Below are 14,627 nucleotides of genomic sequence, written 5' to 3'. Positions count from 1 at the left end.
CGATTTCCTCGCCGATCGCGCCGGACCAGTAAATGAAGGTTTCGAAGGTGATCGTGTGCCGCGCCGACCGGATGCCCTCCAGCATCGACGGAAAGATCTCGTCGCCGTTCAAGAGCACCTCGAAGCGATTGCCGCCGACGACGGGCGGCCCGAGCAGCAGCCCCATCGAGCGGGTGAACTGCGGATCGTCGCTTGCGTACAGCCGTTCGATCTTGTGCTCGATCTTCTTCTCGCCGCTCGTCAGGTTCGCGATCATCAGCACGACGACGAGCGTCACCGCGACGGTCAAGACAATCAGGGCAATCGTCGGCATGCGCGGGCCTCGCGTAGCGAACATTCGTCGGAACCGTTAGTGTACGAGCGTTCCGGACGGCGGATCGATCAATGCTTGTCTCAGCGCTCCGATTTTCGTGGCGGGTTTCGAATGCGGAGCAGCCATTCAAGCGACCGCGGCTTTGATCGAACCAATGGCCGAACCTGGCCGCGCGCTGACTCTGAACCGAATCCTCACATGGCGCCCCGTTGCGCTTCGATTGCCCTCACGAACGGCCGCTAGCAGACTTATACCCAAGGATTCAGGCTGGTCGTGAAAACGCCAGGTCACAACGCCGGCCGAGCGACATTGCTAATGTTGCGGTGACGCTTCCACACGGCTCTTAAGTCGCAAGAGTGCCGCATCCGATTCAGATTGAATCCGCGCGCGCAGCACTGACCAGTTCAATATCGCGAACCACCCGCTGCGGTTACCCAAATTTGCCGAAAGCGGCCGGTCACGGGCATCGACCGTTGGCGCGACGCAGATATTCCGCGCGGAGCGGCACGTCGAAAGCGCCGATCGTGACGATTCCCGTGGCCTAGATCTCGACCCGCGCGCCGACTTCGATCACACGGTTGGCCGGCAGCTTGAAGAAGGCGGCGACATTGCCGACGTTATGCAGCATCACCGCGAAAAGCCGTTCGCGCCATAGCGCCATTCCACGGCCGGGCTTCGGCACGAGCGCCGCGCGGCTCAGGAACCACGACGTTTCCGACGGCTCGAACGCGAGCTCTGCTGGCTTGCACGTTACGAGCGTCTGCGGCAGATCGACTTCGTCCTTGAACCCGTAGACAATCGTCACCTGATAGCATCCCGGGCATAGCGGCTGGACCGTCACACGCTCACTGTCGGGCACCCACGGCACCTCCTTGGTGACCACTGTCAGGAATATCACGCGTTCATGCAGCACCCGGTTGTGGTGCAGGTTGTTGACGAGCGCATGCGGCACCGCCTCCGGATGCGGCGTCAGGAAAATCGCGGTGCCGCCCACACGCACCGGCGAGCGTTCGAGCAGCGATGTCAGGTAGGGTTTGAGCGGCGTCTTGCCGGCGCGCACGCGTGCTTCGGCCAGCATCATTTCCCAGCCGCGGCCCCAGGTCGCCATGATCGTGAACACCACCGCGCCGGTCACGAGCGGGAACCAGCCACCCTCGACAATCTTCAGCAGGTTCGCAGAAAAGAACACCGCGTCGATCACGAAGAAGAACGCGGTTGCGAATACGCACAGCAGCCAGTTGTAATGCCATGCGTACCGGACAACGAAGAAAGTCAGGAACGTCGTGATCAGCATCGTGCCGGTGACCGCGATGCCGTATGCGGACCGAGCGCTGTCGACGAGCCGAAGCCGAGCACCGCGGCGATCACGGCGGCGAGCAGTGTCAGTTGACGCCGGGCACGTAGATCTGGCCGATTTCCTGCTCCGACGTGTGGACGACGCTCATCCGTGGCAAAAAGGAGAGCTGCATTGCCTGCTTCGTCATCGAGTAAGTGCCGGAGATCACGGCCTGCGACGCGATGACCGTCGAGATCGTCGCGAGCACGATCATCGGGAAGATCGCCCATTGCGGAAAAAGCCGATAGAACGGGTTCGACAGCGCGCCGGGATTGGCGAGCAGCAGCGCTCCCTGACCGAAGTAATTGAGTACGAGCGACGGGAACACGATGCCGAACCAGGTGACGCGAATCGGCCGCTTGCCGAAATGGCCCATGTCAGCGTACAGCGCTTCGGCGCCTGTCAGCGACAGCACGACGGCGCCGAGCGCGACGAACGCAAGCCATCGATGGTGCAGGCAAAAGCCGAGCCCTTGCAGCGGATTGAGTGCAATCAGAATGACCGGCGCCGCGGCAATATTGACGAGCCCCGCGATGCCGATCACGACGAACCACGCTACCATCACCGGCCCGAACACTGCGCCAATGCCGCTCGTGCCATGCTTTTACATAACGAAGAGTGCGATGAGAGCTGCCAGCGTGACCGGAATCACATACGTCTTCAGCCCCGGCGCCGCGGCCTCGAGGCCTTCGACGGCGCTCAGCACGGAGATCGCCGGCGTGATCACGCTGTCGCCGAAAAAGAGCGCAGCACCCATCACCCCGACCATGAGCAGCGCGCGGCGTAGCCGCGGGCGTGTCGCGACCGACGAAGCGGCGAGTGCGAGCAGCGCCATGATGCCACCTTCACCGTGGTTGTTCGCGCGCAGGATCAGCACGACGTATTTGAGCGAGACGACCACCATCAACGACCAGAAGATTAAAGAGACGATGCCGACGATATTGAATGCGTTAAGCGGCAGCCCGTTGCCTGGAGCGAACACCGTGGACAGTGTGTAGAGCGGGCTCGTGCCGATGTCGCCGTAGACGACGCCGAGCGCTGCAAGCGCAAGCGCCGGGAGGGCCTTCCGGTGCGGACTGGGCTCACCGACCCGGTCGGCGTCGGGCGCGGCGGATACGGAATGTCCCATGTCTCCCTCCTGGTTCGGTGGTGCGCCAGCGCAACGGCCGCACGGGCCGCCGTGCCGCTGCGCGCCGTCGTTCGTTTCTTTATCGGGGCGATCAGGATGCCGCCTGGGTTGCCGGTCGATAGCGGCTTTAGGCATTACGGTTACAGGAAGTATAGGAATTGCCTGCAAAAACGCCCCGCACGCGGCCCTCACGGCTTGAGGCGCATCGTTACCCGCCACAGCACCGCCGCCGTTTATCTGCTCCATCCACGACAAGGCATCGACATACGACAGGAACTGGTGGAGATATCCTGGCGAGATTGCGCCATCAGCGAGAGCGACCGGTGCACGAGACTCCTCGAGTTGAGCGGACCGGCATGTCCGTAGATGGCTGACCTGTGCCCGACGAGCGATCGGCCGTAGCCGACCCCGCCGCGGGCAGTCAATCCTCTCCGAAGCAGCCGTTCAACGTTCGACATGAGTCACGTGCGCGGCTTGTCCGCGACTCGCCGCTCAATGAAGAGAAAAACGGATTGCGGTACGTTGAACCGGCGAGCGGCGTGGTACTGCTTGTTCCCGGAGAGCGCTGCCGGGTTCAACACAAGCCCTGCGCAGCCCATTATCAGATCAGCGAATTCTCAATCGCCTCAGTGGGCGCTTTCTTCGAGAAGTGTGCGTAGGGAGCCAGCCGGTAAGGCGGTTTGCGTACTTCGCAATCCGCCCGCTGAACTCGCGCGCTGCAAGTCGCGAGGCGAAGTTACTTCAGGTGAATGAGGACTGATCCCTCCGATATTCCGGCGCGGCCGCGCCCGTGTTTTGGCGGCCGTAGTTCGATGTTCGTTCCTTGCTTGTCTTTCTTTTGTTTAGCCCGCGTGTGCAAGGGCGCGCGTCGTGCGAAGCTCCGGCGGCCGGTCGCGCAGCAACAGGGGCATTAAACGCCGATTGGCGGTCTGCGCCGCCCACTCGCAATACGCGGCGCTGCCGAGCACCCAGCCCTCGAGCGTCGACTGCATCAGGTTATTGACCTCGCGTTCGTCAAGACGCTGTGCGCCCAGATGGCGGTAAGCCTGGTGGCGCTCGAACGGCGTATTGCCGAGCGCCCGATAGAGTGGATGGTCCTCGATGAAGCTATCGACACGCAGCCCAACGTGGTGCGCATAGCTCGACCACTGGTATTTTCCCGGCTCGGTCACAAGGCGGTTTCGCACCGGCGCATGATCGATGACCTGGCTCGCGAGCAGGAAGTACCGGTCGGGCTCGATCACTTTGCCGAGTATCCGCCACGCCACACGATACCGCGGCGTCCATGGCGGCCGTTGAAGGTCTCGACATAGCGACGGCCGACCGCTTGCATCGCCATGGCCACGCTCGACTCGTATGAAGGCGTGACGAGGAGCTGTACCGCGTCAGGCATGAGGACCCACGCGTGGACTGCCAGATCGGCGACGCGCGCTGCGTCTGCGAGGCAGGCGAGGAAGTACAGGTAGTCTCCTTCGTCCAGGAATGCGGGCCCCGTGAGCCCCTGCAAAATAACGTGCTGCGGTTGTTCTGGGACGTAGTGCCGTGCAAGCCGTGTCATGCTGAATTAACCGGAAATCCGATGTGCAAAAAACGATCCGACTCGTATCGAACGCGTGACGGCGCGTAACGTGGGTATAGGACGAAATTCTATCGGTCGTGTGCATGCGTCTGCATCGCGAACAGGCCTTTTTTCTGGCCTCTTTTCGTCGATTTGCCGATCGCAACCGGCGTCTCTTTTATGCCACCGCTGAAGAGCAGCGCCGCGCTGTACACCTCTCGACGCTCGGCCTGCACGCCATCCGGCGCCAGCGACGCAGCGGTATTGTGACGGCACTGGATACGGCGCAGAAAGCATCTTCGGTGCCTGGACCCAAAAGCGCGTAGCGCGATGAGCAAATTGACGAGCAGATCGCATTAGGTGCACACGTTCTCCCAGCCATGACTTCCATCTAATGCTAATGGGGAAGCGCTGCCTACTGAGTCACCGAGCCCGTGTCTGCAATCTCGCAGAGCGTCGTCCTTTAGCCTGCGTCCCGACACAGGAGAGATTCCTCGTCGGGACGACGCACTGAAAGTCGGCTATCGGCGCGGACTACGATAAAGAGTGGCGGACCGGTTTGTCGCATAGCGGATCAACGACACGTCGTGGGACGGTTGCCGACGCGAATGTCCATAAGACCGAGGAAGCGAACGGTGACGTGACGACGGCAAAAAGGGCAGCTCAGGGTCGGTCATCGCCGATCACCGCGTTAGGCGTGGCCTCGCGAAATGGGCGGCAAATGCCTTGCTTTTGGCGCCATCTGTTCGGTCATCGGTGGTGCATCTGCAACCATCGTTCCGTTTCCTACTGCCAGGCCCGCTCTGACAGCAAGAAGTGTACGTAGTTGTCCGCCTAGAACAAGGGCAGTCGCCGGTTTACGGCCCAAGCCGAGTGTGCAAGTATCGTTGCCAACCCACAATACCGCACACCTTGCGAGGTTCACGATGGCCTGGAGACTCTGGAAAGCCGAGAAGCGGCAAGACAAGACGCGAAGCTGGCCCAACAACACGCATCAGTCCATAAAGCAGCTTCTGGCCACGTACCTAGGCGGCGAGGCAGCACCGTTCGCAGGCTGGGCCGCGCCGGGCATCACGTTCACAGTGGAGGTCGAACCGGTTCTGTGCAACGGCGTTCGAGGATATCAGCTCGCCCTCTGGTTCTGGCTCTTTGCCGAGAAGCACGGCACTATCGCTGCACGAATGGCCCGTGAGTCCTTCTGCCTGCTCGCTGAGGCAGCGCAGCCGTCGTCCGGCGACAGGATCGATACGCTGCTCGACTTCGAAAACCGCCTCGCGCATTTGGTCGAGGAGATTTCCTCCGGGGAGCGCAAGTTCCGAATAGAGAGCCTCTCGGTGGAGCTACCGATGGAATTTTTTCTGGCCACCGGCTTCCTGCGTCTCTCGCCCGAATCGCCTTACGCTGAAGATGAGAACGGCAGTCTGCAAGGCAATGACTATAAGCTCGCTGACTGCTTTCGCCATGCAACGGATGAGGCGCTGGCGATCTTCCGACCGATGATAGACGCGGTCGACTTTGATGCAAAATCGCTTCCCAACTGGAAATGGAGCACTCATCCCGGCGCCGCCGAGCGGCACCTCCAACGCCGCCACAGCAACCCGCTTTTTCCGCTGCATCGGCAGATGGTGACGGCGCACGACGTCTATGAGGCACGTCTCGACGACGCCCGAGCCCTCCATGAAGTCAGCAACGAACTGGGTGAGCTCAGCCAGTCGTTTTCGCAGACGACCGAACTGCCGTTGAACTGGCAATCGTTCCTCGAGGGCTATCGGGACTATGTCGACCGACTCGACGAGCGTCGCCTCGCGGCGGGTGGGCAGAATGCGGCGCTTGGTGAAGCAATTGCAAGACTGCGCGGCGAAATCCTCACAACATGGCGCACTTCGCTTCACAAGAACCGGCACAGTCTTGCCGCGCTCGACCAGGAAGAAGTCCAAAGCAGTGAGCGCCGAGCGCTGCTCTACGGATGCGACTGGACCGCTCAGCTTCTGAGTAACGGCTCTCTGATACTGCCAGAAGAGGTCGTCCCCGCACTTCTGAGCGAGTCACCCTCCGAGCTCGAAAAGGTCGTCGTCGCCGTGCAAGCCGAACCGCGATTGCATGAGACGTTTTCCCAGTGTCGTGCGACCGCACATCGTCTTGTCAATGAGTTTCCTGCCGGCGGCCGCAGCATTCCCGACATCGACGACAAGCTTCGTATCCTTGACGGTACGCCAGGGCAGGTGTTGGCATGAGGCCGCACGTCGAAGTGATCTGCTCCCACAATATCGAGCCTTATTCTTTTGTGTGGATATCTACCGGTCCTACTACCTAACCGCACTTAGCCGCGCTCGTTTAAAAGCGCACGGAGCCGTACGCCCTGCGCTGGGCAGCGGCTGTGCCGGTTATGCTGCGCGCCAGACGCACACGCCCGGCGACGGACCTTCTGCAGTGAAGGAACGAAGCAGTAGGGGTAAGTCCTGAATTGCTCGCCCTTAGTCAAATCCTATAACCGAAGTCGGAACGTCGTCGTCGAAGGCTCGCGGGCAAGTGAGCTTTTCTGACACCCCTCGGCGCGCTGGCGTGATCTCGCATTCGGGAGCGGGTCCAACATCTAGTGCGTAACGGTGAAACAGAACGGCGTTGCGTTTCCTCACCAGGGAGCGATAACGATGAGTACAGATCTCAGCATTCCGTGGGACAAGGTCGCAAACGCGGCGGCCGAAAAAATCGCGTCCGAATTGCCATCCCCGTGGGGCGGTATTGCAAAACTGGCGAGTGGGCAGGTTCTGGGCCTGATTTTCGGTGCGGATAACGCGCCGCCGCCAGTGACTGAGCAACAAATGAAGCAGATGTTCGAGGACCTCAAAGGATTTATCGACCAGACCGAACTGAACCCCAAACTGAGCTATGCACATAGCTTCCTTGACTGGATCTGGATGAGTCGGCTCGGGGACGTTGGAACAAAAGAGTTTGCGGCATGGTCCGAGGAAACCCCCGACGAAGCGCTGAAAATCCTGCGTGACGGAGGTGCCCCGTCGAAGCAAACTCTGCGAGCTGACCTTGAGGATGTCACTGGCGCCAACAGCAGGTACCTGATGCCAGATAAGTGGTTGGAGCCCGCAACCGACAAGGCACTTGCCTACGTCATGCTGAACCTTACCGCTCAGGTGGCAGCTTTCAAAGCGCTTAGTGTGCTGTCGTCGTATCTAGCCGTTATGACGAAGTTCCACGGGATCGACAGCGAGACGGATGACGACGCCTATCAAAAGTACGTGGGGTTCATGATCGCTGGCGCTAATCAGCTGGGCTATCTCATCCTCGGCGCACCGGGTAAAGAACGACTTGGAGTCGGCGCGACCAAGCAGCAACTCATCGATGAGATGATCGCTTTCATCAGAGGACCGCAGTATCAGGAGTACATGGTTGACCAAAACACCCGCCTTGCCGGCGTCAACCGTGCGGAGGACATGACTGGCTGGCCACCGCTGCCCTATCCGGAGTTCTCCGGATATACCGCGGTGTTGCACGATTTCTCTTCGATGTTCAACTTTGCTGCCGGTGGCAACGGCGGCATGAACCTGGGCTGGGCAAAGGCGATTGAACGTCTGGTGGCCATCCGACAGATGAATCGCCTCAAACAGATAACGCCAATTGGATTCTATGAAAGGTTCGGAACCCTCAGCTCCGACGTCGCATACTATTTCAATGACGGGCAGTTTTCCTACTCGGATCCGGATTTGAACAATGTCGTCAACAACTACATGACGCACTTGCTCGACGTCGGAACGGAGCTAGATCGGGACTATCGTGACTGTCTCGACACGGTCGCTAAATGGCGCAGCAGTGCCCAGAAGTTGTTAGCTGAGATCCCGCCTGCGGCGCCAGAGGGGGCCATTTCGCAAGCGGTGCCCGGACAATGGCAGCTAAATCCGCCAAAGCATTCCCGATGGTCGCAAGCCGCTTTCCTGAGGTACGCATTCAGCCTTGAAGATGGCATGGGGCGGCCGGGCCTGCGAGGAGGCTGGACGGAGCTTTATCCCTTGCATCCAAAAGGGGCACCTCGCATATGGAAGCCCACAATTACGAACCTTCCAACGCCCTCCAATTACTGGCGCATAAGAAAGATGATGGTGTGGCGGCAATTCGTCTATCCGGTCGAGAAGAGCGATGTACTCAATCCCGGTGTGCCTGAGATCATTGGTTACCTCGACACGAACGGCAAGCAGCTTGCCCAAGAGGCTACATTCGTAGACGCGGACGATGCGCTGTTGGACGAAGACAGCTAACCGACTTAAAGGGCTCAACGGCCACCTCTGCGAGGGCCACGCCTTGGACCACTGCGCAACGGATGCCGGCCATTTATCCTTTCGCAGTTCGACCTTTCTTGCCGGCCGAGTCGCCAACTACGCGTCGGGCGACGACCGCGAGCGACGGGCCGTTGCGGTTCATCAAGAGCCGGTCGGCGTACCGAGAGTCGAACGCGGCAGATGTGGGGCGGCTACGGAAGTTCCGCGCCGCGATGCAGCGGGTGATCGCCTGCAGCGGCTGCATTTCCGGGTTCGGCCAACAAGAGACATTCCCAGGCAATGTTGCTCGGACGTTCAGACGTCGGATTCACTCAGCAAGCGGCCGTTCAATTTGCAACGGTGAACGTTGCGTCGTCGGCTTTTGCCGTCGTTCGAGGCTCGGTCGCGGTCAGGTCGTTGGCCGCTGCTTTCCTGCCATTCGCACGTCGCCGGTCCAGGGTAACCGGCCACGCACGCCGCCAACACGTACTCCCGACCCGTATGCGCAGGTAAGCGCCAGCACCATCAGCGCGCCGCACTTGCCTGCCGTAGCAAATGCGCATCAGTCACTCCTCTTGAAACGAAACGCCAACGGTACCCGATTGATGCGAGTTGTGAGCCCGTAAGTATGAACGAAGCGAGTAGCGTCCGTGGTCAGAAACCCGCCCTCTGGAAAGGGGGCTTCGAGACGTGCCAACATGGTCCACGAAGCACCGCTTGACGATTGCGTTCGGACTGAAATGAGGGCGGCCTCGAGCTGGGCGACGTCCTCGGGGTCAATAGTCCTAGTTGCGCGGATGAGAGGCGGATAATTGCCCGCAAACTTTGTCTGTCCGCAAGTGCATCACTTTCCTCCCCAGAGCCGGGTAGGCGTAGTCCGAAGTCTATCGTCCCGAACTCGGCTGCAATGCGGTCCACCGTCTCGTTCTCACTTCCCCTTTTGCCCTTCGACGTGTGAAGTCATAGGCGCGAACCCGGACGCTTCACTTGATGACTGCCGCACTTCCAGCGCCCGTAGCCCAGTGGTCATGCAACAAATTTTGCAATAGCGGCACTACCTGATTCAGCAATGGTCCTCGCGGACGCTGTGCCGATGTCGCTATCCATAGTGTGGTTCTCAAGAGGGGTTGGCTGATGGGACGGACGTGGAAATCGTTCTCGTGACCGCTGGAGCGAACCGCTTTTAGCGATAGTATGGCGTGCACACGACGTCGGCGCTGGATGGCTCGCCTCAGCGCCAATGTAACAAGGAAAACAAGATGCGCTTCTACGTATCAAGGGCGAGTGTATCGGCAGGTGTGAACGAACAATACAGTTCGACACATGCCAGTAGACATTGACACAAAACAATAGAGACACGAACGGACGCCTCGCTATATCTACGCGGTTTAGTTGGACCGGGCTGGATATGCGAGGACGACGTTTCAAGACGCAGAGCGACATCGACAGGTGGCGCAAGGGTACGGAGGGGTTCTGGGCCAGACTAGGGCGCGCTGCGGGATTCCGCCAATTGCCTGACTAATGTTGTTAATTTAAAAGGCAAGTGCAAGCACCTAGATTGCGATGCGTCAGTTGGCGCTATAGTCCCAAATGCGGTACGAGGGATCGACTTGAGGTAGAGATGCCACGAAGAGATGGGCGATCATGAACTTAATTCGTCGCTGTTCGCGTTATAGCGATTTGCGAAGGAGGTAGGCAAAGTGAACGGAAGGAGAAGCAACGCTCCCGGAAGTACTCCGGAAATCAGGCGACGGACGCGGGGATCGTGCCCGACTGTTTGCCGCTGACTCGGCCGCGACGATGCACATTGACGATCAGTTTCTCGAGCGCAAAATGATCGAGATCGAGCAGGCGAGGTCATGGAGCCCGCGCGTCATTTCCAAGCTCGAAACTCTGATCAGGAGCGGCGACGATCTGTCCGTTTATCGGGTCAACCCGCTGGCGTTTGCGCGTGACCGCGGCATAGGCGAGGCTGAATGCATTGACCTCTTTCTTCATGCGGCGCGGTACGGACTGTTCAAAATGAACTGGAACGTTCTTTGTCCGCAGTCAGGAATGGTCCTCAATAGCTTCGGATCGTTGCGCACGCTCAAGACTCACTATGTCTGTGGGCTATGCGACGTTACAGGCGAAACCGACCTGGACGATTTCATCGAAGTCACATTTTCTATATCTCCCGAACTCCGGAGGCTGACATACCACGATCCCGAGTCGCTTTCCGTGGATGATTTCCACTGGAAGCTACGATTTAACGGTGACGGTCGGTTCGCCGGCCAACAACTTCGGTTTCTTGACTTCTTACGAGGACTGGTGCGCGGCCTGACGTTTCTGCCCCCAGCTTCGACGACGACTGTGCAGGCCGACCTTGGCCCCGGTGCCTTGTCGGGCGTGAATGTAGTGACACAGGCCGCTCTCATAGTTGCGATCTCCGGCGAGGCGGTCAGGTCGCCGACGCTGCTGCAGGTGGGATATGACGGGCAACGGTTTGCCCCGGCGCTCTCCGTTGTGCCGCCCGGCCCTGTTGTCATTCAGGTGAGGAATACCGGGAGCGAGCGCGGGTCGCTGCTCCTGATCAATTGGCCTCCCGAGGTCGTCGCCCAGGTCATCAAGCCGCCGCTCGAATTCGAACCGTATCTCTCCGGGGGGACGCTAGTGGCGCGACAAACCTTCCGGCGCCTGTTTCGCTCGGAACGCGTTGACGAGAGGGAGGGGCTTGGGATTCGGCAAGTGACGTTTGTTTTCACCGATCTCAAGGGTTCGACGGCCATGTATGAACGCCTCGGCGATCTGAATGCGTACGGCCTCGTCAGACAGCATTTCGCATTGCTTGAGATGGTCGCACAACGGTATTCCGGCGCGATCGTAAAGACGATTGGGGATGCTGTGATGGTCGTCTTCTGTCGACCAACGGACGCGGTTTCCGCGTCCTTAACGATTGTCGATGAGATTGGACGCTTCAATCGCGAGCGTGGAGAACCAGCAATCATTCTGAAGATCGGGGCGCATTGCGGGCCGTCGATAGCAGTGACGCTGAACGACAATCTCGATTATTTCGGGCAGACCGTCAACGTCGCCGCGCGCGTGCAGTCTCTCGCCGAAGCCGGAGAGATTTGCATCTCGGAAGCGCTCTACAGCTCACCTGGCGTTCGTGATCTCCTTGCTGGCCGCACCGTCGCAGAATTTGAAGCTCCACTTCGCGGCGTCCAGGGCATGGCAAGCGCGTATCGCATCGCGTCCGTGTGATGACGAGTCACCACATTGATCTCGCCACTGAGTTGGACGACGGGAAGAACGTCATTAAGTCAAGCACACCTATGGGTGAAGTCGCGAAACGGTCCTAGGGCAATTGAACACGTGTAGAGCACGATCTGCCGGCTCGGCGCATAGCCATCGGTCAGGTGGCCGCGCGGATGGGCTGCTGAATTGTGAAAGCCGCCGCCGAGATGGAGTTCAGGAGGCGTCGGTGGGTCGAAGAGCGTCCGCTTCAAAGCGCACAACCAATCCCCTTTCGATATCGAAACGCTTAATTCTTCGAGCGGCCGGCGGGTGCCGTGGAACAAGGGCAGGAGGTTGGCCGGCCAGAAGCCGCCATTGAAGCTGTCGCGACGTGGACTTCTGCGCGAGGACTAAAAAAAGCCCGCCGACTATCTCTTTCGGAGCCGGGTGCGTGCCTGAGGGCAGCAAGATGAAGAAGCGCCACTCGATCGGCACGGACCAGCCCGCATCGGGCGCGATGTCGCAGTAAGCGGGCGTGGGTGGCGAGGCCGAGCACGCGGCGGCAGGCCTCGTTTTGTGCGTCAATTACCACGCGGCGCGCAGAGCTTCATCGGCGACTGCGAGTCGCGACGCGATCGTCTTGATCAGAAAGCGGTGAAACTGCTGCGCGGTGACGGGGTCATCGCGTTCGAGCGTGAGAAGCGCGGGCACCGACAGACGGTGAACGCGTGTCGGTGCTTCGGCGATCACGTCGGCGCTTCGCGCGCTCTGAGTGTACACGGCCATTTCCCCGACGATCGTGCCCGGACCGAACGAGCGCAGCCGCACCGGCCGGCCATCGAGGAGCGGCAACGAAACGGCGACGCGTCCGCGCTCGACGATATAAAGCGCATCGCCCGGCTCGCCGCACGAGAACAGCGGCTGCCCGGCATCGAGATCGCACGCTTCCAGACATGCACACAGCTTTTCGAGCGCGCACGGCGTGAAGTGCGGCGCGAGCGTCGCATGGAAATCGTGCTCGCCGGAGCGATCCGTGTCGGCATCGGATTCGAGCAGTTGATCTTCGATCCATTCGAGACCGGCATCGAGCGTTGAAAACTCGCGTATCCGTAAATGCAGCGTGCCTGTCTTCATGAGCAGATTGCGCGAGCGTATGGGCAACGCGGTCAGCACGAGATCCGCACCCGACGTTGCGCAAAGTTGCCGCAGCTTCACGAATGCAATTGATATCGATGCGTCCATGCCATTGGTCGACGCGAAATCGAGTACGACATAGCGCACGGGCAATGCGTCATGTACGTCGAGGCGCTCGCGCACGCGTTGCAGGATCGAGTTGGCGGTACCGAAGAACAGGAAGCCTTGCAGACAGACGCCGAATAGCTGCGCGCCAAGTTCGCGCAGACGCGCTGCCTCTTCGATAGTGCGCTCGACTGTGGAGGTACGCGTAGTAGCATCGAATTCCATCCGCACGCAACTGACGCGTCCATACAGCAGCGCGAACATCACGCACGCGGCGATCACGCCCGCAATCACACCCGCGACGACGCCATAGAACGCGACCACGGCGAGTATGCCTGGCACGAGCGCGTACTCGTACCAGTTCAGCCGCGCATATGCGCCAACCAGCCACTGCAGCATCAGGCGCAATCCCATGAAAAGCTGCAGTCCGACCAGCACGGGCACGGGAAACAGCGCGACCAGATCGGGTGACGCCGCGAGCGCAACGAGGCACGCGATCGCCGCGAACACGCCTGCCATCCGGCTCGTCGCGCCGGCGCGCGCGTTGAGCATCGAGCGGTTGTACGACTGATAGCCGACCATGCCGCCCAGCAATCCGCTCGCGATGTTTGCGAGTCCCGCCGCGCGCATTTCGCGGTTCAGGTCGATGTCTTCGCCCGTTAACGCGCCGATGGCCGTCGAGTTCATCAGGATCGTGATCGCCGATGCAGATGTCACGACGAGCGTCTCAGGCAGATGCGCGCCTATCGCGGCCCAGTCGATCGCGCCGCGCGCGAGCGGCGCAGGAATATGCACATCGGGGAATAATTGCAGTTTCACACGTGGCAGTAGCAGGCCCATGTTGCGCGCATCGTCGATCGACAGTCCGGCGAGATGAAGCAGCAGATAGAACAGCGCGATTCCGGCCAGGAGTACAATCGGCAGCGCGGCAATGTGCTGCCAACCGCGCGTAAGCGCGGTTGTGAGCACGCCGATGAAGAGCGCGGGTGTCCATGCAAGCCAGTGCAGATGCGCTAGCAACCCGAGGTTATGCCACTGCGGCGACGCGCCCGTCAGCACGCGAAACGCCCCCGCCAGCAGCAGATAACCCGTGCCCGCGAGAAACCCTCCGACCACGGGATACGGCAGGAACTGCAAGGAACGGCTGCGCTTCGACGAGCCGATTGACAGCAGCACAACGCCCGTCAGCACCGAACATAGCGCGATTGATATTAGTACGGTCAGCAGAATGGTTGGTGGCGAGCCGCCGTCGGCGCGTGCGCTGCTCGCGACGCCTGCCGCCACCCCCGCGAGAAACGCCGTCGCGTTGCTGTCAGGCCCGGCGATATTCAGACGCATCGAACTGGTCAGCGAGATTACGATCGCAGTGACGATACAACTGACGAGCGCCGTAGGTACGCCGAGTTGGGCATAGCGCGCGAGGTCCGCGCTGAAGACCAACGTGCCCAGGCTCATTGCGTAGCAGAGCATGACAAGCGTCGAGACGGCGCCCGCCGCTAGGTCGCCGAGCAGGCCGGCGACCTTTGACGCGGACTTCGACGCAGAACCTGTGGCACCTTCCTTCACGG

General features: G+C 60.4%; 6 protein-coding genes and 3 pseudogenes. 4 read left to right on the top strand and 5 right to left on the bottom strand.

Annotated features, from left to right (window positions below):
* The 4 genes and pseudogenes from C0Z16_RS34185 to C0Z16_RS34170 all read right to left on the bottom strand — a co-directional run.
* The coding region (locus C0Z16_RS34185) for a phospholipase D-like domain-containing protein (protein WP_407070723.1) at positions 1-313 on the bottom strand (313 nt) is incomplete at its 3' end.
* A gap of 541 nt (positions 314-854) precedes the next feature.
* Positions 855-2,778, bottom strand: a pseudogene (locus C0Z16_RS34175) (potassium transporter Kup).
* Positions 2,779-3,015: 237 nt separating this feature from the next.
* Positions 3,016-3,078 (bottom strand): annotated as a pseudogene (locus C0Z16_RS39695) (DUF2894 domain-containing protein); the annotation flags it as partial.
* A gap of 542 nt (positions 3,079-3,620) precedes the next feature.
* Positions 3,621-4,336, bottom strand: a pseudogene (locus C0Z16_RS34170) (transposase).
* A gap of 104 nt (positions 4,337-4,440) precedes the next feature.
* Here C0Z16_RS34170 and C0Z16_RS34165 point away from each other — a divergent pair.
* The 4 genes from C0Z16_RS34165 (at position 4,441) to C0Z16_RS34145 (ending at position 11,847) form a co-directional block, all read left to right on the top strand.
* Positions 4,441-4,662: a hypothetical protein gene (locus C0Z16_RS34165; RefSeq protein ID WP_102636407.1), complete on the top strand. Its 222-nt coding sequence runs from the start codon at positions 4,441-4,443 to the stop codon at positions 4,660-4,662.
* A 600-nt stretch (positions 4,663-5,262) separates the two neighbouring features.
* Positions 5,263-6,570 carry a tryptophan leader peptide gene (locus C0Z16_RS34160; protein ID WP_102636406.1) on the top strand — a complete coding sequence of 436 codons (1,308 nt, stop codon included), beginning with the start codon at positions 5,263-5,265 and terminating at the stop codon, positions 6,568-6,570.
* A gap of 417 nt (positions 6,571-6,987) precedes the next feature.
* Positions 6,988-8,604 carry a hypothetical protein gene (locus C0Z16_RS34155; RefSeq protein WP_102636405.1) on the top strand — a complete coding sequence of 539 codons (1,617 nt, stop codon included), beginning with the start codon at positions 6,988-6,990 and terminating at the stop codon, positions 8,602-8,604.
* Between the two features lie 1,833 nt (positions 8,605-10,437).
* Positions 10,438-11,847 carry an adenylate/guanylate cyclase domain-containing protein gene (locus C0Z16_RS34145; RefSeq protein WP_244201464.1) on the top strand — a complete coding sequence of 470 codons (1,410 nt, stop codon included), beginning with the start codon at positions 10,438-10,440 and terminating at the stop codon, positions 11,845-11,847.
* A 558-nt stretch (positions 11,848-12,405) separates the two neighbouring features.
* Here C0Z16_RS34145 and C0Z16_RS34135 read toward each other — a convergent pair.
* A complete protein-coding gene (locus C0Z16_RS34135) occupies positions 12,406-14,625 on the bottom strand; it encodes an SLC26A/SulP transporter family protein (RefSeq protein ID WP_407070725.1) in 2,220 nt (739 codons plus the stop codon).
* Positions 14,626-14,627 lie beyond the last annotated feature (2 nt).

Source organism: Paraburkholderia rhynchosiae, assembly GCF_002879865.1.
Taxonomy (GTDB): domain Bacteria; phylum Pseudomonadota; class Gammaproteobacteria; order Burkholderiales; family Burkholderiaceae; genus Paraburkholderia; species Paraburkholderia rhynchosiae.
The sequence above is the reverse complement of the archived record's forward strand: the minus strand, read 5'-3'. Positions and strand labels throughout refer to the sequence as shown.

Bases quoted from the DNA above. Each gene is read 5' to 3' on its own strand.
- C0Z16_RS34165 (WP_102636407.1), top strand. From the start codon at position 4,441: ATGCGTCTGCATCGCGAACAGGCCTTTTTTCTGGCCTCTTTTCGTCGA.
- C0Z16_RS34160 (WP_102636406.1), top strand. From the start codon at position 5,263: ATGGCCTGGAGACTCTGGAAAGCCGAGAAGCGGCAAGACAAGACGCGA.
- C0Z16_RS34155 (WP_102636405.1), top strand. From the start codon at position 6,988: ATGAGTACAGATCTCAGCATTCCGTGGGACAAGGTCGCAAACGCGGCG.
- C0Z16_RS34145 (WP_244201464.1), top strand. From the start codon at position 10,438: ATGATCGAGATCGAGCAGGCGAGGTCATGGAGCCCGCGCGTCATTTCC.